This is a genomic window from Bradyrhizobium sp. Unk1, from assembly GCF_059512345.1.
On record NZ_JCAMOP010000029.1, the window covers coordinates 20245 to 43997 of the forward strand.

General features: G+C 65.3%; 24 protein-coding genes. 14 read left to right on the forward strand and 10 right to left on the reverse strand.

Annotation, left to right across the window (positions count from 1 at the left end):
* Positions 1–13: 13 nt before the first annotated feature.
* The gene (locus AC5ZFO_RS31310; protein WP_282524560.1) at positions 14–451 is read right to left on the reverse strand and encodes a hypothetical protein; all 438 of its coding nucleotides are present in this window, start codon (positions 449–451) and stop codon (positions 14–16) included.
* 150 nt (positions 452–601) lie between these two features.
* Between AC5ZFO_RS31310 and AC5ZFO_RS31315 the strand changes: the two genes are divergently transcribed.
* A complete protein-coding gene (locus AC5ZFO_RS31315) occupies positions 602–1867 on the forward strand; it encodes an MFS transporter (RefSeq protein WP_282524559.1) in 1266 nt (421 codons plus the stop codon).
* Here AC5ZFO_RS31315 and AC5ZFO_RS31320 read toward each other — a convergent pair.
* A complete protein-coding gene (locus tag AC5ZFO_RS31320; protein ID WP_282524558.1) occupies positions 1864–2271 on the reverse strand; it encodes a DUF4864 domain-containing protein in 408 nt (135 codons plus the stop codon). The genes AC5ZFO_RS31315 and AC5ZFO_RS31320 overlap by 4 nt on opposite strands.
* A gap of 65 nt (positions 2272–2336) precedes the next feature.
* A complete protein-coding gene (locus AC5ZFO_RS31325; protein ID WP_282524575.1) occupies positions 2337–2975 on the reverse strand; it encodes a TetR/AcrR family transcriptional regulator in 639 nt (212 codons plus the stop codon).
* A gap of 235 nt (positions 2976–3210) precedes the next feature.
* Here AC5ZFO_RS31325 and AC5ZFO_RS31330 point away from each other — a divergent pair, with 235 nt between their 5' ends.
* The 3 genes from AC5ZFO_RS31330 to AC5ZFO_RS31340 are packed head-to-tail and all read left to right on the forward strand — an operon-like array spanning position 3211 to position 7014.
* Positions 3211–3708, forward strand: coding sequence for a (2Fe-2S)-binding protein (locus tag AC5ZFO_RS31330; RefSeq protein ID WP_496122981.1), 498 nt, complete (start codon positions 3211–3213; stop codon positions 3706–3708).
* Positions 3705–4760 (forward strand): FAD binding domain-containing protein, encoded by a 1056-nt coding sequence (locus AC5ZFO_RS31335; protein WP_282524556.1) that lies wholly within the window; start codon positions 3705–3707, stop codon positions 4758–4760. Before AC5ZFO_RS31330 ends, AC5ZFO_RS31335 begins: the two co-directional genes overlap by 4 nt.
* Positions 4753–7014 (forward strand): xanthine dehydrogenase family protein molybdopterin-binding subunit, encoded by a 2262-nt coding sequence (locus AC5ZFO_RS31340; RefSeq protein ID WP_282524555.1) that lies wholly within the window; start codon positions 4753–4755, stop codon positions 7012–7014. Before AC5ZFO_RS31335 ends, AC5ZFO_RS31340 begins: the two co-directional genes overlap by 8 nt.
* A gap of 43 nt (positions 7015–7057) precedes the next feature.
* Here the strand turns inward: AC5ZFO_RS31340 and AC5ZFO_RS31345 are convergent, their stop codons facing one another.
* Together AC5ZFO_RS31345 and AC5ZFO_RS31350 are read right to left on the reverse strand one after the other, a co-directional pair.
* A complete protein-coding gene (locus tag AC5ZFO_RS31345; RefSeq protein ID WP_282524554.1) occupies positions 7058–7210 on the reverse strand; it encodes a hypothetical protein in 153 nt (50 codons plus the stop codon).
* 146 nt (positions 7211–7356) lie between these two features.
* The gene (locus AC5ZFO_RS31350; protein ID WP_282524553.1) at positions 7357–7905 is read right to left on the reverse strand and encodes a cupin domain-containing protein; all 549 of its coding nucleotides are present in this window, start codon (positions 7903–7905) and stop codon (positions 7357–7359) included.
* A 149-nt stretch (positions 7906–8054) separates the two neighbouring features.
* Between AC5ZFO_RS31350 and aptA the strand changes: the two genes are divergently transcribed.
* Both aptA and AC5ZFO_RS31360 read left to right on the forward strand, forming a co-directional pair.
* A complete protein-coding gene (gene aptA, locus AC5ZFO_RS31355; RefSeq protein WP_282524552.1) occupies positions 8055–9383 on the forward strand; it encodes an omega-aminotransferase AptA in 1329 nt (442 codons plus the stop codon).
* A 70-nt stretch (positions 9384–9453) separates the two neighbouring features.
* Positions 9454–10719 carry a D-amino acid dehydrogenase gene (locus tag AC5ZFO_RS31360; protein WP_282524551.1) on the forward strand — a complete coding sequence of 422 codons (1266 nt, stop codon included), beginning with the start codon at positions 9454–9456 and terminating at the stop codon, positions 10717–10719.
* 160 nt (positions 10720–10879) lie between these two features.
* Here the strand turns inward: AC5ZFO_RS31360 and AC5ZFO_RS31365 are convergent, their stop codons facing one another.
* A complete protein-coding gene (locus tag AC5ZFO_RS31365) occupies positions 10880–11533 on the reverse strand; it encodes a helix-turn-helix domain-containing protein (RefSeq protein ID WP_282524550.1) in 654 nt (217 codons plus the stop codon).
* A gap of 179 nt (positions 11534–11712) precedes the next feature.
* Here AC5ZFO_RS31365 and AC5ZFO_RS31370 point away from each other — a divergent pair, with 179 nt between their 5' ends.
* The 4 genes from AC5ZFO_RS31370 to AC5ZFO_RS31385 are packed head-to-tail and all read left to right on the forward strand — an operon-like array spanning position 11713 to position 15178.
* A complete protein-coding gene (locus AC5ZFO_RS31370) occupies positions 11713–12471 on the forward strand; it encodes an ABC transporter substrate-binding protein (protein WP_282524549.1) in 759 nt (252 codons plus the stop codon).
* A gap of 26 nt (positions 12472–12497) precedes the next feature.
* Positions 12498–13151, forward strand: coding sequence for an amino acid ABC transporter permease (locus AC5ZFO_RS31375; protein ID WP_282524548.1), 654 nt, complete (start codon positions 12498–12500; stop codon positions 13149–13151).
* Positions 13148–13879, forward strand: coding sequence for an amino acid ABC transporter ATP-binding protein (locus AC5ZFO_RS31380; RefSeq protein ID WP_445220136.1), 732 nt, complete (start codon positions 13148–13150; stop codon positions 13877–13879). The genes AC5ZFO_RS31375 and AC5ZFO_RS31380 overlap by 4 nt, the downstream gene beginning before the upstream one ends.
* Before the next feature lie 12 nt (positions 13880–13891).
* Positions 13892–15178: an NAD(P)/FAD-dependent oxidoreductase gene (locus AC5ZFO_RS31385; RefSeq protein WP_282524546.1), complete on the forward strand. Its 1287-nt coding sequence runs from the start codon at positions 13892–13894 to the stop codon at positions 15176–15178.
* A 73-nt stretch (positions 15179–15251) separates the two neighbouring features.
* Here AC5ZFO_RS31385 and AC5ZFO_RS31390 read toward each other — a convergent pair whose 3' ends face one another.
* Positions 15252–16841, reverse strand: coding sequence for a gamma-glutamyltransferase family protein (locus AC5ZFO_RS31390; RefSeq protein ID WP_282524545.1), 1590 nt, complete (start codon positions 16839–16841; stop codon positions 15252–15254).
* 128 nt (positions 16842–16969) lie between these two features.
* Between AC5ZFO_RS31390 and AC5ZFO_RS31395 the strand changes: the two genes are divergently transcribed.
* Positions 16970–17743, forward strand: coding sequence for an enoyl-CoA hydratase-related protein (locus tag AC5ZFO_RS31395; protein ID WP_282524544.1), 774 nt, complete (start codon positions 16970–16972; stop codon positions 17741–17743).
* Positions 17744–17764: 21 nt separating this feature from the next.
* On the opposite strand, the gene AC5ZFO_RS31400 is transcribed toward AC5ZFO_RS31395, so the two are convergent.
* Positions 17765–17941 carry a hypothetical protein gene (locus AC5ZFO_RS31400; RefSeq protein WP_282524543.1) on the reverse strand — a complete coding sequence of 59 codons (177 nt, stop codon included), beginning with the start codon at positions 17939–17941 and terminating at the stop codon, positions 17765–17767.
* A gap of 9 nt (positions 17942–17950) precedes the next feature.
* Positions 17951–18184 carry a DUF6894 family protein gene (locus tag AC5ZFO_RS31405; RefSeq protein ID WP_264621893.1) on the reverse strand — a complete coding sequence of 78 codons (234 nt, stop codon included), beginning with the start codon at positions 18182–18184 and terminating at the stop codon, positions 17951–17953.
* A gap of 207 nt (positions 18185–18391) precedes the next feature.
* On the opposite strand from AC5ZFO_RS31405, the gene AC5ZFO_RS31410 reads away from it, so the two are divergent.
* The 3 genes from AC5ZFO_RS31410 to AC5ZFO_RS31420 all read left to right on the forward strand — a co-directional run bounded on the left by AC5ZFO_RS31410 (position 18392) and on the right by AC5ZFO_RS31420 (position 22512).
* Positions 18392–20461: a PQQ-dependent sugar dehydrogenase gene (locus AC5ZFO_RS31410; protein ID WP_282524542.1), complete on the forward strand. Its 2070-nt coding sequence runs from the start codon at positions 18392–18394 to the stop codon at positions 20459–20461.
* A complete protein-coding gene (locus tag AC5ZFO_RS31415) occupies positions 20418–21359 on the forward strand; it encodes an SMP-30/gluconolactonase/LRE family protein (protein WP_282524541.1) in 942 nt (313 codons plus the stop codon). The genes AC5ZFO_RS31410 and AC5ZFO_RS31415 overlap by 44 nt, the downstream gene beginning before the upstream one ends.
* Positions 21360–21486: 127 nt before the next feature.
* Positions 21487–22512, forward strand: coding sequence for a histone deacetylase family protein (locus AC5ZFO_RS31420; protein ID WP_282524540.1), 1026 nt, complete (start codon positions 21487–21489; stop codon positions 22510–22512).
* A 182-nt stretch (positions 22513–22694) separates the two neighbouring features.
* Here AC5ZFO_RS31420 and AC5ZFO_RS31425 read toward each other — a convergent pair whose 3' ends face one another.
* Entirely contained in the window at positions 22695–23534 is an 840-nt protein-coding gene (locus AC5ZFO_RS31425) for a Crp/Fnr family transcriptional regulator (protein ID WP_404979864.1), read from the reverse strand.
* Positions 23535–23753 lie beyond the last annotated feature (219 nt).

Below are 23753 nucleotides of genomic sequence, written 5' to 3' on the forward strand. Positions count from 1 at the left end.
TCGTCGCGTCAGATCAGGCGATGGGAGGGCGGTAGTGCTGAGGCGGCGCCGCGCTGTGCAGGCTCACCACGATCTCGGGCGCGCAGGCTGAGATCGGCTGCAGCGGCTTGGCGACGCCGGGCAGGTCGGCCGGCAGGGCGCTCACGCACATCATCGCGCAGCACGGGCCGGCCTTGCCGTCATGGTGATGTTGGGCGGGCGCATCCTGTGCGGCAGTCTGGTGATGCGCGTGCACGCCTGCGTGGTCATGCGGCACGTCGCCATGCATGTGGCTGGCCTGCATCTGGTGATGCACCGGCACGAGATCGGCGAGCAGTGCGTCGTCGAGGCACGGCGCCGGGCCGCTGCCCCAGGCGAGGGCTGCTGCCGGCGCGAGCACGCAGAACAGATAGGCGAGGGCGATGATCCGCCCCACCCTGATCCGCATCGATCGCGTCAATCGCAACAGCATTCCGCCGACAGGCTCCTCGCGCGGCAATGTTGCACACGCAGATTGCAAACTAATGGCAAAGCGCGGCTTCGCCAAGCATCTTCTTACCGCAGTGCACCGCGCATGCCCAATATCGCGGCACGATGCTTGACCGCGCGGCGGTCTGCGAACATGGTCCGGCCCGTGCACGCGCCAAATCTTCCAGGACAGAGACCGGCCTCATTCACCCCTGATTCGCGTCAGGCTTGGGTGCGGCTGTTGCTTGCGCTGCTGATCGGTTCGATCGGCGGCGTCGGCATGTGGGCGGTCGTGGTGGTGATTCCCGTCGTGCAGACCGAGTTCGCCGCCACGCGTGCTGCGGTGTCGCTGGCCTTCACACTGATGATGTTCGGCTTCGGGCTCGGCGGCGTGATCGCCGGCAAGATCACCGACAAGTTCGGCATCGTGCCTGCGATGGCGATCAGCATCGCTTTCATCGGCGTTGCCAATGTGCTGGCCGGGGTCTCGACTCAGCTCTGGCAGTTCGTCGCGGCCTATTTCCTGATCGGGCTCGGCACCTCGGCGACCTTCGCGCCGCTGATGGCGGAGGCCTCGCACTGGTTCGAGCGCTATCGCGGACTTGCCGTGACCATCGTCGCGAGCGGCAATTACGTCGCGGGCACGATGTGGCCGCCGCTCATCAGCGAGGGCATGCAGACGATCGGCTGGCGCACCACGCATATCGGCATCGCCCTCGTTTGCGTGGTCTTGATGACGATCCTGGTGCTGGTCCTGCGCGCGCAGATGGGCGACGACAAGGTCCGCAATCACGCCAATGCGCGGCCGCCGCAGGTCGATCTCAAACTTTCGACCAATACGCTGACCGTGCTGCTCTCGATCGCCAGCATCTCCTGCTGCGTCGCCATGGCGATGCCGCAGGTGCACATCGTCGCCTATTGCGGCGATCTCGGTTACGGCGTGGCGCGCGGCGCCGAGATGCTGTCGCTGATGATGGCCTGCGGCATCGTCAGCCGCATCGGCTCGGGCTACCTAGCCGACAAGATCGGCGGCATCCGCACGCTGCTGGTCGGATCGCTGGCGCAGGGCTTTGCGCTGGTGTTCTATCTGTTCTTCGACAGCCTGACTTCGCTCTATCTGATCTCCGCGATGTTCGGCCTGTTTCAGGGCGGTATCGTGCCGAGCTACGCCATCATCGTGCGCGAAGCGATGCCGGCGAGCGAGGCGGCAACCCGCGTCGGCATCGTGATCTTTGCCTCGGTGTTCGGGATGTCCTTCGGCGGCTGGGTGTCGGGCGTCATCTTCGACGCGACGGGGTCCTACGCTGCGGCGTTCGCGAACGGCGTGGCGTGGAACGCCCTGAATGTCGGCATCGTCTTGACGCTGCTGATCCGGTCGCGAATGAACGCGGTCAAGACCAAACCGGGTTTTGCGACTTAAACTTCCCGTCCCGGCTTGAGCAGCGAGCAGCCGGTGATCTTGTAACTGCCGTCGCTCTGCTGCTCGAGCGTGTACAGCGCTTCCCAGGCTTCGCCGTTGGCGTCGATGATATGGACGTGCTGGGAGATCCAGCTGCCTTCGCTCCTGCTCTCGCCAAATTCAAAACTCTTGTGCCGGTAGACCGGCGCGTAGCCGTTTTGCACCATGGACATGAAGATATCAGGGGCGGGGAATATCTCTCTGATCGCAGGCGCGGCATGGGAATAGGCCGCGGCCGCATCGTCGCGCGCGAAAGCCTGTTCCTGGGCGCGGATGACACCTTGCGCCGCCGAGACGTCGCCGGCGCGTGCTGAGACGGAGCTGAAGATAACACTGATAGCGACGACCAAGGCGGCGATGCGCATGACAGGCTCCGCGTTGAAATCCCGGCGATGCCAATCCTAGCACGCCCCATGGGAAATACGGCGTGCTATCGCTTCCGTTTCACCGCCGCCTTCGTAGGCTTGGCGGCGCGCGCCTTGGCTTTCGCGACCGGCTGCACCCGCAGCCCGTCGACGAACACGTCGAGCATCCGCAGCACCGAGGATTGCCAGCCGGGCTGGTCGTGCATGTAACACATGCCGACGAGTGCCCTGAGCAGATCCTCCGGGCTGACATCGCCGCGCATCTGGCCGGCGGCGACCGCGCGGTCGAGCAGCGAGCCGATCGCCTTGGTCAGCCGGTCCATCGAGAACGCCGCGAGTTCCGACGAGCTCTGGAACGTCAGTGCCAGCGCGGCCGACATGCCCTTTTTTGTGGCGACGAATTCGACATTGGAGCGCAGCCAGCGCCGTAGCGCATCGACCGGGTCCTTCGCGGTTTTCAGCTGCTCGGCGAGCTCGCTGAGCTGCTCGACCTCGCGCCGGTATACCGCCTCGAACAAATCCTCGCGAGTCGGGAAATGCCGATAGAGCGTGCCGATGCCGACGCCGGCGCGTTTTGCCACCGCTTCCAGGCTCGCCTCGGGACCGCCTGCATTGAAGACGACCTTCGCCGCCTCGAGCACGCGCTCGCGATTGCGCACGGCATCGGCGCGGGGCTTCCGAATCTGGTCGGTCTGGTCGTCCATGGCGGTAATGTAGATCACGAATTGGTTAGATTGAACCCTCGCAGGGCTGCATCGCGTTGTCTGCGCATGGGCTTTTGACGAATTCCAAAAATTTTCGGGCAGCCCTTGTTAAGCGGAGGGTGCCTCCGTATCTTCCTCGAGACGTTGGCCGGGTTCCGGCCAACGCATATCGACGGCGGCCACGGAGGTGGCGCGCTGGCCGATGACTCATGTCCATATCTGATCGGAGCCTTGTATGAACCACTCCATCAGCCTCACCGTGAACGGTGCGCGGCGCGACTTCGTCCTCGACGATCCGCGCGTCACGCTGCTCGATCTCCTGCGTGAGCGCCTCCAGCTGACCGGAACCAAGAAGGGATGCGACCGCGGCCAATGCGGCGCCTGCACCATTCTCGTCGACGGCAAGCGCATCAACTCCTGTCTTGCTCTCGCCATCAGCCATGATGGCGCCGACATCCTCACCATCGAAGGCGTGGCGCGCGGCGACCAGCTTCATCCCATCCAGGCGGCCTTCATCGCCCATGACGGATTCCAGTGCGGCTTCTGCACGCCCGGCCAGATCATGAGCGCGATCGGCATGATGCAAGAGGCGCAGGCCGGCAACGATCCCGAGCGCATCCGCGAATGCATGAGCGGCAATCTCTGCCGCTGCGGCGCCTATGCCGGCATCGTCGATGCCGTGCTGGAAGCCCAGACCGGCATGGACGAATCCAATCAGAGGCGCTCCGCATGAAACCGTTCGATTATATCAGGCCGGCCACGGTGGCCGAGGCCGTTGCGGCGGCCGTCCAGCCGGGCGCTGTTTATCTCGCCGCCGGCACCAATCTGCTCGATCTGATGAAGGGCGGCGTCAGCCGTCCGGATCGTCTGGTCGACGTCACGCATCTCGATGGGCTCGACGGAATCGAGACTCTCGCTGACGGATCGTTGCGCATCGGCACGCTCGTCAGCAACGCTGATCTCGCGCATGACGCAAACTTCGCGAAGTCCTACCCGGCTGTCGCCGAAGCGCTGCTGTCCGGTGCGTCCGCGCAACTGCGCAATGCCGCGACCGTCGGCGGCAATCTGCTGCAACGGACGCGCTGCGCCTATTTCTACGACACCGCCAGCCGCTGCAACAAACGCGAGGCCGGCTTGGGCTGCGACGCCCGCGATGGCGAGAACCGCACCCATGCCGTGCTCGGCTGGAGCGAGAGCTGCATCGCCACGCATCCCTCGGACTTCTGCGTGCCCCTGCTTGCGCTCGACGCCGTCGTCGAGATCGAGGGCAGGAACGGCCGCCGCGAGATCGCGCTCGACGCGCTGCATCGCCTGCCGGCCAATACGCCCGAGCGTGAATCGGCGCTCGAACCCGGCGACCTCGTCGTCGCGGTGCGCCTGCCGCCGGCGGCGCGCGGCTTTGCCACGCATGCGCGCTACCTCAAGGTTCGCGAACGGACATCCTATGCCTTCGCCGTGGTCTCGGCCGCGGCTGCGTTGCGGATCGAGAACGGCAAGGTCGCGGAAGCGCGGCTGGCGCTCGGCGGCGTCGCCGCAAAGCCCTGGCGCGCTCGTGCCGCGGAAGACGTGCTCAAGGGCGTTACGCCCACGGCAGATGCCTTCCAGGAAGCGGCCTGGCGCGCGCTCACAGACGCAAAACCGTCTGGTGACAACGCCTTCAAGATCGAGCTCGCACGCCGCATCGTCGTGCGTGCGCTGACCCTTGCCGCCGCCGGTACGCCCGCGCGCATCCCCGCGCTGCCTGCCTCCCCCTTTGCCTCGACGTCCGGAGCCATCCATGCCTGAGCTTAATCTATCCAGCTCTCCCGCCCATCTGCGCCACGGCTCGAACATCGGTCAGCCGCTGACCCGCCGCGACGGCGTCCTCAAGGTCAAGGGGCAGGCGACCTATGCCGCCGATAATCACCCGCCCGGCATGCTGTTTGCCGTGATGGCGGTCGCCAGCATCGCGCGCGGCCGCGTCACCTCGCTTGATGTCGCCGCCGCAAAACGCCATCCCGGCGTCGTCGACGTCATGACGCCGGACCACAAGCCGCAGCTCGCAATCGATCCGGAGATCAAGACCAATCCGTTCGTGTTCCGGATGGAAGTCCTGCAAAGCGACGAGGTCCGCTACGCCAACCAGCCCATCGCCGTGGTTATCGCTGAGACGCTGGAGGCGGCGACGGAAGGCGCGGTGCTGCTGGCGCCGCGCTACGAGACGCTGCCCGCGCTGGTCGGCCTCGATGCCGGCGAGAGCTATGTTCCGCCGGTCGTCGGCGTCGGCAATCCCACCGAAAATCACCTCGGCGATGTCGAGGCGGGTCTTACCGCGGCCGAGAAGCAGATCGACGCGATTTACGAAACGCCGCCGCAGTATCACAACGCGATGGAGCCGCATGCGATCGTGGCCGCATGGAATGGCGACAGTCTGCAGATCGACATGCCGACCCAGGGTCTCATGCTGTCGCTTGCGCGCGTTGCCGAATTGTTCGGCATCGCGCATGACAAGATCCACATCCGCAGCCCGTTCCTCGGCGGCGGCTTTGGCTCGAAGGGGCTGATGGCTGGTCCGCCGGTCCTCGGCATCATGGCCGCAAAGCTGGTCGGCAAGCCCGTCAAGCTGGTACTGCGCCGTGAGCAGATGTATGGCCCGGTAGGCCATCGCGCGCCAACGCGCCAGCGGCTGCGCATTGGCACGGACGGCGAAGGGCGCCTGACCGCGCTCGATCATCACGCCAGGACCGTGTCGAGCACGTTTGACGATTTCTACGAGCCGGCCGCGGATGCCTCGCATACACTCTATGCCAGCCCGGCGATCCGCACCTCGCATGACGCCGTGCGCGTCAACACCGGCACGCCGCTGTTCATGCGCGCCCCCGGCGAGGCGACGGGCTCGATTGCACTGGAAAGCGCGATCGACGAGATGGCCTGGGCCTGCGGCATGGATCCGCTGGCCTTCCGCCTGAAGAACTATGCCGAGGTCGAGCCGATCACGGGAAAACCGTTCTCCTCGAAGGCGTTGCGCGCCTGTTACGAGCAAGGCGCGGCGCGCTTCGGCTGGGCGAAGCGTTCGCTCCAGCCGCGACAGATGCGCGACGACGCAGGTCTCCTCGTCGGCTGGGGCATGGGCACGGCGACTTTCCCGGCGCTGATGTTCCAGGCGGAAGCGCGCGCGGTGCTCCGCCGCGACGGCAGCGGCGCGATGGAGATTGGCGCCCATGACATGGGGCAGGGCGCCTGGACGGCACTCGCCCAGATCGCGGCCGACGAACTCGGGCTCGACATCGACCGTGTCGAGTTTAAGGCTGGTTCATCCGACTTGCCCGACGCCGGCATTGCCGGCGGCTCCGCACACACGGCGACCGCGGGTGCTGCGATCCATAGCGCCGGTGCGGCCGTCGTCGCAAAGCTCGCCGATCTCGCCACCAACGACGAGCGCTCGCCATTGTTCGGCGCCGGCAATGCCGGCGTGATCGCACGCGATGGCCGGTTGATTCGCCGCGATGACGAGACCCGCGGCGAGAGCTACGTCGAGATCCTCGCGCGCGCGGGCGTTGCCGAGGTCGAGGCCCGCGGCACCGGTGCGCCGAATCCGGCGGCGATGGAAGAGTACGCGATGCATGCCCATGGTGCGGTATTCGCGGAGGTCAAGGTCGATCCCGAGCTCGGCCAGGTCCGTGTCACCCGCATGGTCGGTGCGTTCGCGGCCGGGCGCATCGTCAATCCACATCTGGTGAAGAGCCAGCTGTTCGGCGGCATGATCTGGGGCATGTCCTTCGCGCTGCACGAGGAAGCCATCACCGACCGCCGCAGCGGCCGGATCATGAATGCCAATCTCGGCGAGTACCATATCCCCGTGAATGCCGACGTGCCGCCGCTCGACGTGATCACGGTTGAGGAGCACGATCCGCATGTGAATGCGCTCGGCATCAAGGGCGTCGGGGAGATCGGCATCACCGGAAGCGCCGGCGCGGTCGCCAACGCGGTGTGGCATGCGACCGGCGTGCGTGTCCGCCGCTTTCCGATCAAGATCGAGGAGTTGTTGACGCAGCGTTGAGGCAAAAAGGCGGGACGAGATCTTCTCGTTCCGCCGCGTCCTGCTAATGCAGTTTCTTGCGGAGCGCCTTCAGCGCTTCTCGCTGCGTCTCGATGTAGTCGGCAATAGCCCTACGCAGCTCCTGCGAATGGAGCTTGTCGGTGTCGCGCTGCACTTCATCGAGCGCAGCCTCTGCATTGGCGAGCGTGATCTTCATCTTCGAGCCCAGTTATGAAGCGGCGCCGGAATGTCTCTCGGCTTGGGTTCGCAACATATAGAGGGTCGACGCGCGGAGATTGAGATGCATCAAGTTCCGTAAGATACCGGGGCACTCCGTAAGATTCCGGATAATGTCGATGCGCCTCAAAACGTCGGCGGCGTGCAGGCCGAGATCACTTCGCACGGCTTGCCGCCGACGCAGCGGAAGCGATGCGGGCGACGGCTCTCGAAGTAGTAGGCATCGCCGGGATTGAGGATGCGGCGCTCGTCCTCGACGGTGACTTCGAGCTTGCCCGAGATCACGATCCCACCTTCCTCGCCGTCATGGACGAGGTGAACGCGCCCGGTGTCGCTGCCGGGCTCGTAACGCTCTTTCAAAATCTGCAGGCTGCGGCCGAACAGATTGTCGCCTACTTGCCGATACGAGATCGGCTTCTTGCCGACCTCGGTCAGCTCCTCGGCGCGGTAGAAAATCTTGCGCCGTGACTCCGGCTCCAGCGCGAAGAACTCGGCGAGCCCCATCGGGATGCCGTCGAGGATGCGCTTGAGCGCGCCGACCGACGGGTTCATCTGGTTGGATTCGATCAGCGAGATCGTCGAATTGGTGACCCCGGCGCGCTTGGCGAGCTCGCGCTGCGACAGCTTGTGGTGCGCCCGGATGAATCGCAGCCGTCCACCGATGTCGACGCTCATGCCCCTGGTCCCTGTTGCAGATGTTGCGGATCGCGCAAATATGGACCGACAGCCCCAGTGAAATCAATGGCTTGCAGGTGACCAGAAAAGGACTTGTTGCGCTTCCGAAGCCGTGCCTCTGCTATCCGGTCAGCAAAGGAGCGTGGCCCGTGACCCTTCATCAGATTCCGAACACTATCAAGACCGACTCGTTCTGGATGCCGTTCACGGCCAACCGTCAGTTCAAGAAGGCGCCGCGCCTGTTCTCCTCGGCTGAGGGCATGCACTACACCACCGTCGACGGCCGCAAGGTGATCGACGGCTCCGCCGGCCTCTGGTGCGTCAATGCCGGCCACGGCCGCAAGCAGATCGCCGCTGCGGTCGAGCGCCAGCTGATGACGCTGGACTTCGCGCCGTCGTTCCAGATGGGCCATCCGCTGGCATTCGACTTCGCCGAGCGTCTCGCCGAGATCGCGCCGAAGGGCCTCGACCGCGTTTTCTTCACCAATTCCGGCTCCGAGTCGGTGGACACCGCGCTGAAGATCGCGCTCGCCTATCACCGCGCCAACGGCCAGGCGAGCCGCACCCGTCTGATCGGCCGCGAGCGCGGCTATCACGGTGTCGGCTTCGGCGGCATGTCGGTTGGCGGCATGGTCGCCAATCGCCGCGCGTTTGCGACCCACCTGCCGGGCGTCGACCACATCCGCCACACCCACGATCTCGCCCGCAACGCCTTCGCCAAGGATCAGCCTGAGCATGGCGCCGAGCTCGCCGACGATCTCGAGCGTCTGGTCGGCCTGCATGGCGCCGAGACGATCGCGGCCGTCATCGTCGAGCCGGTGCCGGGCTCGACCGCGGTGCTGCCGCCGCCGAAGGGCTATCTCAAGCGCCTGCGCGAGATCTGCGACAAGCACGGCATCCTCCTCATCTTCGACGAGGTCATCACCGGCTTCGGCCGCCTCGGCACGCCGTTCGCCGCCGACTTCTTCGGCGTCACGCCGGACCTGATGACGACGGCCAAGGGCATCACCAACGGCACCATTCCCTGCGGCGCGGTGTTCGCGAGCCGCAAGGTTCACGACGGCCTGATGGTCGGCCCGGAGAACCAGATGGAGCTGTTCCACGGCTACACCTATTCGGCGCATCCGACGGCCTGCGCCGCCGGCATCGCGACGCTCGACATCTACAAGGACGAGGGCCTGCTTACGCGCGGTGCGTCGATCGCCGGGTACTGGGGCGATGCGCTGCATTCACTGAAGGGCCTGCCCAACGTCGTCGACATCCGCAATTGCGGCCTGATGGGCGCGGTGGAGCTGTCGTCGCGTGACGGTGCGGTCGGCGCGCGTGGTTACGACGTCATGGTCGATTGCTTCAATCGCGGGCTGTACTTCCGCATGAGCGGCGACTCCTTTGCGTTGTCGCCCCCGCTCATCGTCGAGAAGAGCCATATCGACGATATGGTCTCGATCCTGGGCGACGCCATCAAGCGGGTGGCCTGATAATTGCTCTCGCCGTTGCGGAGTTTGTTCTTGCAGCGGCGAGCGCGATGCCGCGGGAGTTTGACGAAGCGTGAAAGTTCTGATCCTCGGCAGCGGTGTCATCGGTGTCACCTCTGCCTACTACCTTGCGCGTGCCGGTCATGAGGTGACGGTCGTCGACCGTCAGCCCGAACCGGCGCTGGAGACCTCTTTCGCCAACGCGGGCGAGGTGTCGCCCGGCTATTCCTCGCCCTGGGCCGGCCCCGGGGTGCCGGTGAAGGCGATCAAATGGCTGCTGATGAAGCACGGCCCGCTGGTGATCCGGCCGAAGCTCGATCCTGTCATGTGGGTCTGGCTCTCCAAGATGCTGCGCAACTGCACCAGCGCGCGTTACGCGGTCAACAAGAGCCGGATGATCCCGATCGCGGAATACAGCCGCGATTGCCTGCGCGATCTGCGCCGCGACATCGGCATTCAATATGACGAGCGCTCGCAGGGCACGCTGCAGCTGTTCCGCGCCCAGGCGCAGCTCGATGGCACCGGTGAGGACATCGCCGTCCTCAAGCAGTATGGCGTTCCTTTCGAGGTGTTGAGCCGGGAAGGCTGCATCGCAGTCGAGCCGGCGCTCGCCGCCGTTAAGGAAAAATTCGCCGGCGGACTTCGCTTGCCGCAGGACGAGACCGGCGACTGCCACATGTTCACGCAGGCGTTGGCCAAGCATGCCGAAGCGCTCGGCGTGCGCTTCATGTTCAACACCGGAATCGACCGCATCGTCACGGACGGCGCGCGCGTCAGTGGTGTCGTGACCAGTGCGGGCACGTTGCAGGCCGATGCCTACGTTCTCGCGCTCGGAAGCTGGTCGTCGCGGCTCGTTGCACCGCTCGGCATCTCATTGCCGGTCTATCCGGTGAAGGGCTATTCGATCACGGTGCCGATCAAGGACGCCTCCGGCGCGCCGGAATCGACCGTGATGGACGAGAGCTACAAGGTCGCGATCACCCGCCTCGGCAATCGCATCCGCGTCGGCGGCACCGCCGAGATCTCCGGCTATTCGAGCCAGCTCTACGGCGCCCGCCGCGCCACGCTCGATCATTCGCTGACCGATCTGTTCCCGCGCGGCGGCGATCTCTCCAAGGCGACGTTCTGGAGCGGCCTGCGTCCGATGACGCCGGACGGCCCGCCGGTGATCGGCCCGACGCAGTACGGCAACCTCCACCTCAACACCGGCCATGGCACGCTCGGCTGGACCATGTCCTGCGGCTCCGGCCGCGTGCTCGCGGACATGCTGTCGGGCAAGAAGCCGGAGGTCGATGTGAGCGCGCTGACGGTGGACCGGTACAAGTATCGGTTCGGGTAAAGGTCTATCCACTCGTCATTGCGAGGAGCGCAGCGACGAAGCAATCCAGAATGTCTCCGCGGAAAGACTCTGGATTGCTTCGCTTCGCTCGCAATGACGATGTGGAGACGTTGCGGTTCTTCTTACCTTCGCCGTGTGCGGTGGCAGGTGAGCACGTGGCTTACCCCGCCCCTGTCACGCAATTCACCCACAGCACCACAGCCTTCGCATCATTGGCCGGATTGGAAAACCGGTGCGGCCTTCGGCTCGCGAACCGAAAGCTGTCGCCGGTCTTCAGCGACCACGTCTCGCTGTCCACCGTCAGCATCATCTCGCCTTCGAGCACGAGACCAGCCTCTTCGCCGTCGTGGGTGTAGAGCTCGTCGCCGGTGGAGCCGCCGGGCTCGAGATGCACCAGGAACAGATTGAGCCGGTTGTCGCTGCTCGCCGGACTCAGCAACTGCTTCGACACTCCGGTGCGCCAGAGTTTCAGTTCGGGCCGCTGGGGCCCGCGCGTCACCACTTGATCGGAGACGCTGTCGGCGCTTGGGCTTGCGCCGAACAGCGCGGCGATGCCGACGCCCAGCACGTCTGCGAGTGTGGCCAGCACGCGCAGCGACGGCGACGACAGGCCGCGCTCGATCTGGCTAAGAAAGCCGATCGACAGGTCCGTGCGCGCCGCCACCGTCTCCAGCGAGAATTGCCTGATACGCCGGAGATCCCGGATGCGGCGGCCGACCGCGACATCCATCGCGGGCTCGGCCGGCTTGGCCTTGACCGGCACCTTCCTGGCCTTCACCGTCCTCGCCGGCTTTGCGGCGGCCGGTTTGCGCATTCTTTTGCCACCGCTCACGTCAAACCGCTTCCTTCATGTGCATGAAAACCGCTTGCATCGCCCGCGAAAGTGTGACCAAATTTTCATATTGGTGAAAATAGGCCGAAACGGCTTGGCCCGCAACGTCTGATCACGACATGCGCGAGCGCCGACATCGGCCAAGCCCAAAGGGGGATGCGATGAAGCGTTTTGGTCTGGCCGCGGTCGCGGCGCTCGCGATTGCAGCGGTGATGCCGGCTTCGGCGCAGCAGGTGCTGAAGGTCGGCTCGACGCCGACAGGCATTCCCTTCACCTTCCTCGACACCAAGACCAACACCATCCAGGGCATCATGGTCGATCTCGTCACCGAGATCGGCAAGGACGCCGGCCTCAGCGTGCAGATCGAGCCGATGGCGTTCTCGGCGCTGATCCCGTCGCTGACATCGGGCAAGATCGATATGATTGCAGCGGCGATGTTCATCACCGCGCCGCGCAAGGAGGTCGTCGACTTCTCCGATCCGATCTACACCTACGGCGAAGGGCTGGTGGTCCCGAAGAGCGACACCAAGGCCTATACCACGCAGGATGATCTGAAGGGCGAGACGGTCGGTGCCCAGGTCGGCACCGCCTTCGTCGATGCGCTGAAGAAGTCCGGCCTGTTCGCCGACGTCAAGGCCTACGACACCATCCCGGACATCCTGCGCGACGTGAACACCGGTCGCCTCAAGGCCGGCTACGCCGACTATCCGATCCTCGCCTACAATCTGAAGCAGGGCGGCTTCCCCGAGGTGCGTCTGGTCGACGGCTACGAGCCCGTCACTGTCGGCTCGGTCGGCATCGGCGTCCGCAAGGGCGAGGCCGCGCTGCTCGGCAAGATCAACGCCTCGCTGGCTAAGCTGAAAGCCAACGGCACCATCGACAAGATCCTCGAGAAGTGGGGTCAGAAGGCGCAGGGTTGATCGACAGAGGCTGGTAAGGCTGTCCGATGAAAGGTTTCTGGCACGACGCCGTCGAGTTCTTCCCGATCCTGATGAGCGGCGTCGCGCTGACGATCATCGTCACCATCGGCTCGCTGCTGCTCTCGACGGTGCTGGGTCTGATCTGGGCGATGATGCGGGTCTCGGGCATCAAGGTGCTGTCGATGCTCAGCGCCAGCCTGATCAACGTGATCCGCGGCATCCCGATCATCGTGCTGCTGTTCTACCTCTATTTCGTGATGCCCGATCTCGGTGTTACGCTGTCGGCCTTGCAGGCCGCGATCCTCGGGCTCGGCATCGCCTATTCGGCCTACCAGGCCGAAAATTTCCGCGCGGGCATCGAGGCGATCGACAAGGGCCAGATCGAGGCGGCGCAGTCGATCGGCATGGGCTGGTGGCTCACCATGCGCCGCGTGGTGTTGCCCCAAGCGGTGCGCATCGTGCTGCCGCCCTATGGCAACGTCATGATCATGATGCTGAAGGACTCGTCGCAAGCCTCCACCATCACGGTCGCCGAGCTCGCGCTGCAGGGCAAGCTGATCGCGTCCTCGACCTTCAAGAACACCAGCGTGTTCACGCTTGTGGCGCTGATGTACCTCACCATGAGCATCCCGCTGATCCTGCTGGTCCGTCACTTCGAGAAGCGGGCGGGCAAGAAATGATCGAGCTCACCGACGTCCACAAAAGCTTTGGCCAGAACGAGGTGCTCAAGGGCATCACGGCCTCCGTCCAGAAGGGCGAAGTGGTCTGCATCATTGGCCCTTCGGGCTCCGGCAAGTCGACGATCCTGCGCTGTATCAACGGGCTGGAAAGCTACGACCGCGGCGAGATCAACGTCGAGGGACTGAAGGTCGACCGCGATGCGCCCTCCATCGTGAAGGTCCGCACCCAGGTCTCGATGGTGTTCCAGCGCTTCAACCTGTTCCCGCATCGCACCGTGCTGGAAAACGTCGTCGAAGGCCCGCTGTTCGTAAAGAAGGAGCCGCGTGCGCAGGTGCTCGAGCGCGGCCGCGCGCTGCTCGGTCAGGTGGGCCTCGCCGAAAAGGCCGATGCGCATCCGCCGCAGCTCTCCGGCGGCCAGCAGCAGCGCGTCGCCATCGCGCGCGCACTCGCGATGCAGCCAAAGGCGATCCTGTTCGACGAGCCGACCTCGGCGCTCGATCCCGAGCTGGTCGGTGACGTGCTCGGCGTGATGCGCAAGCTCGCCGATGACGGCATGACCATGGTCGTCGTCACCCACGAGATGGGCTTCGCCCGCGACGTCGCCGACCGCGTGCTGTTCATCGACGGCGGCGTCATCGTCGAGCAGGGACCGGCCAAGGCGCTGCTCAATCAACCCCAGCATCCACGCACGCAGGATTTCTTGCGCCGGGTGCTGCATCCGCTCTGATCGGTTCTCGTCATGACTATGCGCCTGCCTCTGCCGCCCTCGCTCTATGCCGACACCGCCGTTGCGCCGGTTGCCACGCCGCCGCTCGACGCTGACAAGACCGTCTCCGTTGCGATCGTCGGCGGCGGCTACACCGGCCTGTCCACCGCGCTGCATCTGGCGGAGCAGGGCGTCGACGCCCTGGTGCTGGAGGCGCAGGAGCCGGGCTGGGGCGCGTCGGGCAACAATGGCGGTCACACCAATCCCGGCCTGAAGCATGACCCCGATCAGATCGAGGCCGATTTCGGCGCTGAACTCGGCCGCCGCATGATCGAGTTCTCCTACGGCACGACCAACTTCACGCATGACCTGATCCGCCGATACCAGATCCCCTGCGAAGCGCGGCAGAATGGCACGTTGCGCGCGGCCTACAACGAGGCCAGCGCTGCTGCGATCGAGAAGACCGCGCAGCAATGCATCCGTCGCGGCATGCCGGTGCAATATCTGAACCGCGAGCAGTTGCGCGAGATGACCGGCACCGACCGCTACATCGGCGCGATGCTGGACACGCGCGGTGGCGATCTGCATCCGCTCAGCTACGCCCGCGGCCTCGCGCGCGCCGCGATCTCCGCGGGCGCGAAGGTCCTTGGCGAAACGCCGGCGCTGTCGCTCCGTCGCGACGGCGCGCGCTGGCGCATCGAGACGCCGCGCGCGGTGGTGCATGCCGACAAGGTCCTGCTCGCCACCAACGGCTTCACCGACGATCTCTGGCCGGCGCTCCGCCGCACCATCGTGCCGGTGTTCTCCTCGATTGCCGCCACCGCGCCGCTCTCCGACGCGGTCGCCCGTTCGATCATGCCGACACGGCCGGTGCTCTACGAGAGCGGCCACATCACGGTCTATTACCGCATCGATCAGCACAATCGCCTCCTCATGGGCGGCCGCGGCCCGATGCGCTGGATCAAGTCGCACAACGACGTTGCCTATCTCATGCGTTATGCCGAGCGGCTATGGCCGCAGCTCAAGGGCGCTGCCTGGACGCACGGCTGGAACAGCCGGCTCGCCATCACCAAGGATCATTATCCGCATGTGCACGAGCCGGCGGAAAACATCCTGATCTCGCTCGGCTGCAACGGCCGCGGCGTCGCGCTCTCGACCGCGATGGGCGCGCAGCTCGCGCGCCGGCTGATCGGCGGCGCCAAGGCTGAGATCGACATGCCCGTCACGGGCATCAAGCCGATTCCGATGCACGCGTTCTGGCCGGTCGGCGTGACGACGGCGGTGATTGCCGGGCGAGTGCGCGACCGGTTGGGGATCTGATTAAGCTAAGCTGCGGCCGCAGCGAGGATGTGCTCCTCTCCCCGCAAGCGGGGCGAGGTAACGCAGCTCAGCCTCAGCCCTCCGCCACAGCGTCGGCCCAGGGGTGGAAGATCTCGACCGCGCCGGAATTCGTATCGCCCTCGCGCATCACCACGCTGGGGCAGGCAAACTTCTGCGGCACGGCCTGCACTTGCGTCTCTTCATAGTCGAAGCGTGCGGCAAGCGTCTTGCGTACGTCCGCGGGCAGTCTGATATCGCCGATCACGATCGCGCCTTCGCTGGCATCGATACGCGGCTGGTGGATCGCCGTATCGAGGTCCATGCCAAAATCCATCGCAAAGGACACGAGCTGGATCACCGACGGCAGGATGCGGCGGCCGCCGGAGGCACCGACCGCGAGACGCTTGCCGCCCTTGGTCTCGGCAATCACCGGCGTGATGTTGGTGAGGCACCGCTTGCCCGGGGCGAGCGAGTTGGTGGTGCCCGGCGTCGGATCGAACCACATGATGCCATTGTTCATGGCGATGCCGGTGTGCGGCGTCACGTATTTCGAGCCGAAGGACGAGAGCAGCGTCTGTGTGACCGCGGCGATGTTGCCGTGGCGGTCGACCACGGAGAAATGCGTCGTGCAGGCGGGCGCCAGATGTTCGGCGCCGAGCGAGCGCTTGCCGTCGGCATCGCCCATGTCCTTGAGCCGCTCGCGGAAGGCTGCTTGCAAGGCGAGCGCATATTCGACGTAGGCTGCGGCATCCGGCACGCTCACGGGCTTCAGGCCTTGCTGCAGCAGGCGCAGCGCATGCGCCATGGTCGGACCGGCGGTGAGCTCCGGCGTCGCATACACCTTGCCGTCGCGATAGGGGATCGCCAGCGGCTCGCGCAGATGGGCGCGAAACGCGGCGAGATCCTCCACCGACAGCGAGCCGCCGTCGGCCTTGATGTCGGATGCGATGCTTTTGGCGAGATCGCCCCGGTAGAAATCGCGCGGACCGGCAGCGGCGAGATGTGACAGCGTCGCCTTCAGCGTGGCCATCGGCAGCCGCGTCTCGGACTTGATGCCCCACGGCGCGCTCGGCGGCAGGCCATCCTTCAGGAATGTCGCCGCGCTCGCGGGATAGCGCCTGAGATCGGCGGCCGATGCCGCGATTGTCAGCGTGGTCCACCAATCGACCAGCAGGCCTTCGCCGGCGAGCGCGGTGGCCGGCGCGACCAGATCCTTCCACGGCATCTTGGCGTAGCGGCGATGCGCCTCCTCCATGCCGGCGACGACGCCGGGCACGGCGATCGAGCCGGGGCCGTGGATGTTGCGATCATCCTTCACCCGCGGCCAGGGAAAGAGGTCGGAGGCCGCACCTTCGCCGCTGAGCGGATAGTCGGCGGCGCGCAGGCTCTGCGGCGCGCACATGCCGTAGTCGATCACCTCGGTGCGGTTTTCCTTGGCGCGGTAGAGTACCATGACGCCGCCGCCGCCGATGCCGCTGTTCCAAGGCTCCAGCACGTTCAGCGCGAAGGTGGTCGCGACGATCGCGTCCACGCAGTCGCCCCCTGCCGCCAGCACCTGCGCCCCCACTTCGGCCGCCCGCCGCGATTGCGAGGCGACGATGCCGCCCTTGGATGTGACGGCAGGTTTGCGGACGGTTTGGGCGAGGCTGAATTGATGAGGCATGATGTCGTCTTGATCTCTGGATTCGATTGTTCTGGCTTCGTTGCGCTGACGCGGAAGCTGCAGCATTGGCGGGGCGCGCGAAGGATGGCACATTGCCGCCAACGAGAAAATCCAAAGGGAGACGCGACATGGCAGGTGTGAAACAGGCGCGGGATGGCGCGGTTGGGATCTTGACGCTCGACGAGCCGGCGAGCCTGAACGCGATGACGCCGGACCTGCTCGGCGCGCTCGCCGCCGCCGTCGCCGAGATGACCGGGGACGAGGACGTCCGCGCCCTGGTTCTTACCGGCGCTGGACGCGGTTTTTGCTCAGGACAGAATTTGAAGGCGTCGGAGGCGCTGGGCGAGGACATCGCCGCCGGCGTGATGCGCTTCTACTGGCCGGCCTTTAAGGCGTTGCGCGAATGCCGCGTGCCTGTCGTGGTCGCCGTCAACGGCGTCGCGGCCGGCGGCGGCTTCAGCCTTGCGATGGCCGGCGACATGATCGTTGCGGCGCGGTCGGCGAGCTTCATCCAGGTGTTCAGCCGCATCGCCCTGGTGCCCGATCTCGGTTCGACCTGGCTGCTGCGGCGGCTGGTCGGCCGGCAGCGCGCGCTCGAGCTGATGCTGCTGAACGAGCCGCTGACGGCCGAACGCGCGCAGGAGATCGGCCTGGTGCGAGACGTCGTCGACGACGCGAAGCTGATGGACGAGGCCCTAACTCTGGCGCGCCGTCTGGCCGACGGCCCAACGCGCGCTTTGGTCGCAACCCGCACACTGGTCGAGGAGAGCGAGCACACGACCTATGAGGCGCAGTTCCGCCGCGAGATCGAACTTCAGGCCACGATCCGCAAGAGCGCCGACGCCATCGAAGGCCGCAACGCCTTCGTCGAGAAGCGTAAGGCGAAATTTACGGGGAAGTAGGGGAAGGGTGGTGGATCGCGCTCAGAGCCTGCGATCCAGCCGGCTGGCCTGATATTTGGCGTGCCATTTCGGGCCAGGTCCGCGCATGTAGTGAAGCTCGGGGCGGTAGGGGTTGCCTGCGATCCGCACCAGCTTCTGCCACTTGTTGGCAACGAAGTTGAGGGGCTGGCGGAGCAGGGTCAGTGAAGCGAACAGCACGACATCACCTCAATGCGGCTTGCCGAGCATGGCGGTGAAGGGAAGGTCGAAGATCTCCTCGCCGTCGGAGCCGCTGACATGGATCACCCAGTCGCGCCAGTCTTCGGCACCCGGAGTGTAGATCATCGAGTGCATGATCTGCGCCGCACGGTCACGCGCCTCGGTCAGGCTGGCCACCGCGATGCCGCTGCGATCGATCAGCGTGCCTTCGGTGTTGGAGCAGTGAAAATAGACCTGGACCATATCCGTCTCCTGTCGGGAGCGACTGGGATGGCAAATCGATACCACCCGAGGCCTTCGCGAAACATTCGGGGCGAGCCCGGTAAGGGAATCTACGGAGATTGGTCGCTGCGAAGGCCCGAGCGGGTTTGATCACAGGGGGGTGATGATCAACTGGACGGCGTTCCCATGGCATGGAACAACTTTGGACCGAAAGTCCGGGGGATCGCCGTGAACCAGCTCACATTCTGGCATGAACGCCGAAGCTTGTTTGCGGCGATCGTCGCCGGAGCGCTGTTCGGTCTTGCCCCGGGGGCCTCCTGCGAGCCGGTGAGGAAAAGCGGCTACGCGATCGGCACGGAAACCTGCGGCAGCGGCGATCTCGCCTTTCCCAGAATCCAGATCGACATGAAGGGGGGATTCTGCGCCGGTCTCGTCGCCTCCGAAGAGGATCGCCTGACATTTCCGCGCGCGATCATCCAGGTGCCGGGCCGTGACCTGTTCGTGGTCGCCGACATGGGTGGCTGGGGCCACACCGATGGACGGCTGCTGCTGCTCGATCCGCATGCGCCGCAGGGGCAGCGGTTCAAGGAGCTGCTGACCGGTGTCGAGTATCCGTTCGGCCTCGTGATTGGCCCGGACAAGAAGCTGTACGCCTCGACCGCGGAGACGATCTTCCGGTTCGATCCGCTCGCCGACAATCCCCGCAGCACGGTCGAGACCATCATCCGGCACATGCCCGGCCGCCGGATCACATTGCCTGACGGCACCAGGCTCGACGAGAGCGCGCATCCGCTCAAGCAGTTCGTCTTTGACAGGAACGGGCGGCTGTTCGTCAATGTCGGCTCGCACAGCGACGACTGCATCACGTCGGCACCGATCACAAGGCCATGCGCGGCGGCCGAAGGCGCGTCCGCGATGGCCTCGATCTGGCTGTTCACACCGCCCGCAGGCGCCACCTTCCCGGCGCTGAAGCCGGCCGATCCGGACCCGCCGCACACCGTCTATGCGCGCGGCTTGCGCAATTCGATGGCGCTGGCGCTGCATCCCAACTTTCCCGATGCGGGTTACGCCTTCCTGCAAGGCGAGAACGGCCGTGACCTGCCCGACATCTTCAAGCCGAACGAGGAGATCAATGCGATAGAGCAGGGCAGGCATTATGGCTGGCCCTATTGCTACGACCTGTCGACGCCGAGCCCCGAATTCAAGCTCGTGCTGCAATCCGGGGTCTACAAGTCGCTCTGCACGGCCAATGCGTTCTACAAGGCGCCGTTCTCGCTGATGCCGCCGCATGGCGCGCCGCTCGCGATGCTCTATTATCACGGCGTGAAATTCCCGGAGCTGGAAGGCAAGCTGCTGGTCGGCCTGCACGGCTATCGCCCGACCGGCAGCCGCGTCCTCGTCTATGACGTCGACGACCACGGCTTCCCGAAGCCCGCCCCGGCGCCGGTGCGCTACCACGTCAGTTGCGCGGCTGATCCGACCCACAGCTTTCAGACCGGGGCCGGCGACGTCGCGGCCGCGCCATTCGAGGAGCTGATCGCCGGCTGGCACCGCGTCAACGGCGCGCGGCCGCAGGGCGCGCCAGTCGGTATGACTGTCGCGGCAGACGGCGCAATCTGGCTGGTGGAGGACAAGAACAAGACCGTGATCCGCATCGACCGCGCCGCGGGTGACGCGCCGGTGCCGCTGCCATGCGACATGCGCAGCCAGGCGATGATCGACCAGCTCGCGGCCTTCGTCGCCAGGGACGCGCAGAACGGTGTCCGGCTCACGACGCTGCGCAAGGGCCTCGTCGAGAAGCATTGCGTTGGCTGCCACTCGGATTTCGGCCTGAAGGCTGGGCAATCGGATGCGGAAAAGGACGCGACCGTGCTGCGCTTCATGCTGTCGCAGGACGGCTGGATCTATCCGGGCGATCCAGACTCCGGCAAGCTGCGCACGCGGCTGCGCGGCATCGGCGCCGAGAAGCTGATGCCGCCGGGCGGTGAAGGCCTGCCCAGGACCGAACCTGGCTACACGCGCCTGCTCGATACCGCAGACCTGCTGGTTGCGAAAATGGTTCCGGGCACGCGGATGCGGATCAAGTCCGGCCCGCCGCAGCGCAAGTTCTTTGGCAAGACCAACAAGGAATGCGGCGAAATACCGGCCGCCAAGGTCGTTGTCGTGACACAAAGGAGCGCTGTAGACAAACCCGGCTTCAGCCGGTTCTTCCGGCCTGCCGACCCCTATCTGAATGGCGAGTGCAGCGACGACGATGGCTATTACATCCGGCAGGAATTTCTGGTGCCTGTGCAGTAGCGTCCTTCTCGTCATCGCGGCATCGGCGGCCCATGCTGAAACAAAGCTGTTCGAAAGCGTGCAGGTGACGCCGCCGGGCGAATACACCTTCGGCATCGAAGGGCCGGCGGCCGATCTCGACGGCAATCTCTTCGTAGTCAACTTTGGCAAGCCCGGCACCATCGGCAAGCTGCCGGTCGGCGGCGCCGCTTCGGAGCAATTCACGGCACTGCCCGAGGGCAGCGTCGGCAACGCCATCCGCTTCGCGCGTGACGGCACGATGTTCATCGCCGATTACAAGAAGCACAACATCTTAGCGATCCAGAAGGGCGCGAGCGAGCCCGTCGTCTGGTTTCATTCCGACGAGATGAACCAGCCCAACGACATCACGGTCGCGCGCGACGGCACGATCTATGCGAGTGATCCGAACTGGAAGGGCAGGGAAGGCCACATCTGGCGTATCGCCAAATCTGGGGACGGCACGGTGCAGGGGCGGGTGATGCCGGCGCCGCGCGCGATGGGCACCACCAACGGCATCGACCTCAGCCCTGACGGCAAGACGCTCTATGTCGGGGAATCCAGCAGCGGCCAGATCTGGTCCTACACCGTCAGCGGCAACGAGCTCACCGGCGCAAAACTCGTCAAAGCCTTTCAGCCCGACACCGTCGACGGCCTGCGCACCGACGTCGCCGGCCGTCTCTATGTCGCGCGCATCCTCAAGGGCACCATCGCGCTGATGAAGCCCAATGGTGCGGTCGAGCGGGAGATCGCACTGAAGGGCAAGGAGCCGACCAATCTCGCCTTCGGCGGCAGCGACGGCAAGACCGTGTTCGTCACCCAGCGTCAGGGCGGCTTCGTCGAGTCCTTCCGCACCGACCAGCAGGGCCGCGAGCACTGCCTCCAGCGCGGGCGTTGCTGAGCGTCACGGGCGGTCTGCCTCCGGCGCAGAGCAGGACCAAAGCGGCGGCACTCTTCTTGCTTGCATCTGGCCGCCGCAGGCATTTAGACATCTGTGGGCACCGTCAACGCGACCACGGAGTGTTTGAGTGAAAGCCGTCCATACCGAACTGCATCGCAGCCACGATCCGCAATTCTTCCTGGTTCGCGGTGTCGTCAAGCGCACCACAGAGCAGCCCGAGCGCGCCGATCGCCTGCTCAAGGGGTTGATGGACGGCAAGCATCAACTGGTCGAACCGACGACATTCGGACAGGGGCCGCGTGCGCGGATTCACAGCCCGGAATATCTTTCGTTCCTCAGCGAAGCCTGGGATGCTTGGACCGCGCTCGGCGATTCCGGCCCGGAGATGATCGGCAACATCCATCCCGTGCGTCATGCCGCGACCTATCCCACTCACATCGTAGGCCGACTCGGCTGGCACACCGCCGATACCGCGGCGCCGATCGGTCCCGGCACCTGGGCCGCGGCCTGCGCCGCTACCGACGTTGCGGTCACGGCAGCGCAGATGGTGATGGACGGCGAGGATGCGACCTATGCACTCTGCCGTCCGCCCGGCCATCACGCCTACCGCGACATGGCCGGTGGCTTCTGTTTCCTCAACAACAGCGCGATCGCCGCGGCGCATCTGCGTCTGAAGCACGAGCGCGTCGTGATCCTGGACGTCGACGTACACCATGGCAACGGCACGCAAGGTATTTTCTACACGCGCCCTGACGTCTACACGGTGTCGATCCACGCCGACCCCATCGCGTACTATCCTTATGTGTGGGGCTACGCGCATGAGCGCGGCGAAGGACCCGGCCTCGGCGCCAATCTCAACATCCCCCTGGCCATCGGCACCGGCGACGACGGCTACATCCAGGCGATGGATGTCGCGCGCAAGGCGATCGAATCCTTTGCACCCGGCGCCCTCGTCATCGCGCTCGGCCTCGACGCCTCCGAGCACGATCCACTGAAGGGCCTCGCCGTCACCACGCCGGGCTTCCGCCGCATCGGCCAGGCCATCGCGAAGCTGGGCCTGCCGACCGTGTTCGTGCAGGAGGGCGGCTATCTCTCGGATATTCTGGGCGCGAACCTGACCTCGGTGCTGGCCGGATTCGAAGAGGCGCGGTGAGGCCGGTTCTTAACCTCTCCCCGCTTGCGGGGAGAGGTCGGAGTTTGCGTGAGCAAATTCCGGGTGAGGGGGTACAGGTCTCACGAACATCTCACTCGCGGAGAGAGGCCCCTCACCCCAACCCTCTCCCCGTAAGAACGGGGAGAGGGAGAAGGATCGCACTCGTCTCCGCCTGCCGCGCCTCAATCCCTGAACAAAATCTGCTCCAGCAGGTCGATCCGCTTGATCCGGATGCTGCTGCCGTCGATGGCGATGATGCGGCGGTTCTGGAACCGCTTCAGCATCATCGTCACCCATTGCCGGGTCGAGCCGACCATGGCCGCGATCTGGTCATGCGTGATCTTGCGATTGATGATGATGGTGTCGCCGTCGGCCGTGCCGTGCAACTCCGACAGCGTGAGCAGGAATTGCGCCAGCCGTTCGATCACCGATCGCGTGCCGAGGATCTGCGCCATCGAGGAGTAGCATTTGCCCTTGGCGATGAGGCCGTCGATCAGCGCCAGCGCGAAGGCAGGCATGCCGGTCAACAGCTTCTCGAGCGCGGGGCCGGAGAGTGTCGTGATCTCGCAGGCCTCGATGGCGATGCCGGACCACATGTGAATGCCACCGCCGGATATCTCGGGGCCTCCGATGAAATGTCCCGGCGTCCAATAGGCGAGCGTGATCTCGCGGCCCGACGGCGCGGTGTAGTAGACCCGAACCTGTCCGCGGCGGATGATGAAGATGCCGTCGTGGCCATCGCCCTGGCTGAATACCATCTCGCCTTGCGGCACCGTGATGATGCGGCCGGCCGCGTGCACGCGCGCCTGCTCCGACGCGGACAAGCGGTCGAGGAAATGCGCGCCGGCATTCAGCCCGTCGATCGTCTCGCTCATGAACAGCGCCGAGCTCGCGGGCCTCGCGCGTGTGCTGCGGACCCGCCGCGTCTTCTTGTGGTCGGTCCAGTCGAACGGAACGCCTGCATGAGGCCGGTCGGCGAAAGCGGCAGGCTCGGTCGCGGCAGCTTCCTTGAGTATGGTCATCGCAATCCGTCAGCTCTCCAGGGGCTTGCGAATAGGTAAGTGCGGCGATGGTGCGATGTCCATCTCTTTGCGATCGTTCCAAATCACTTAGCAAAGCTTGACATGCGCGGCGACCGGCAGCGAAACGATTCCTCTGTCCATGGCTTCGTCCTGAGAAAATCCTTTGCGTCGTTGCGCGACGGAATCATGACGCGAACGTCCTGCGACAGCGATGCAAGT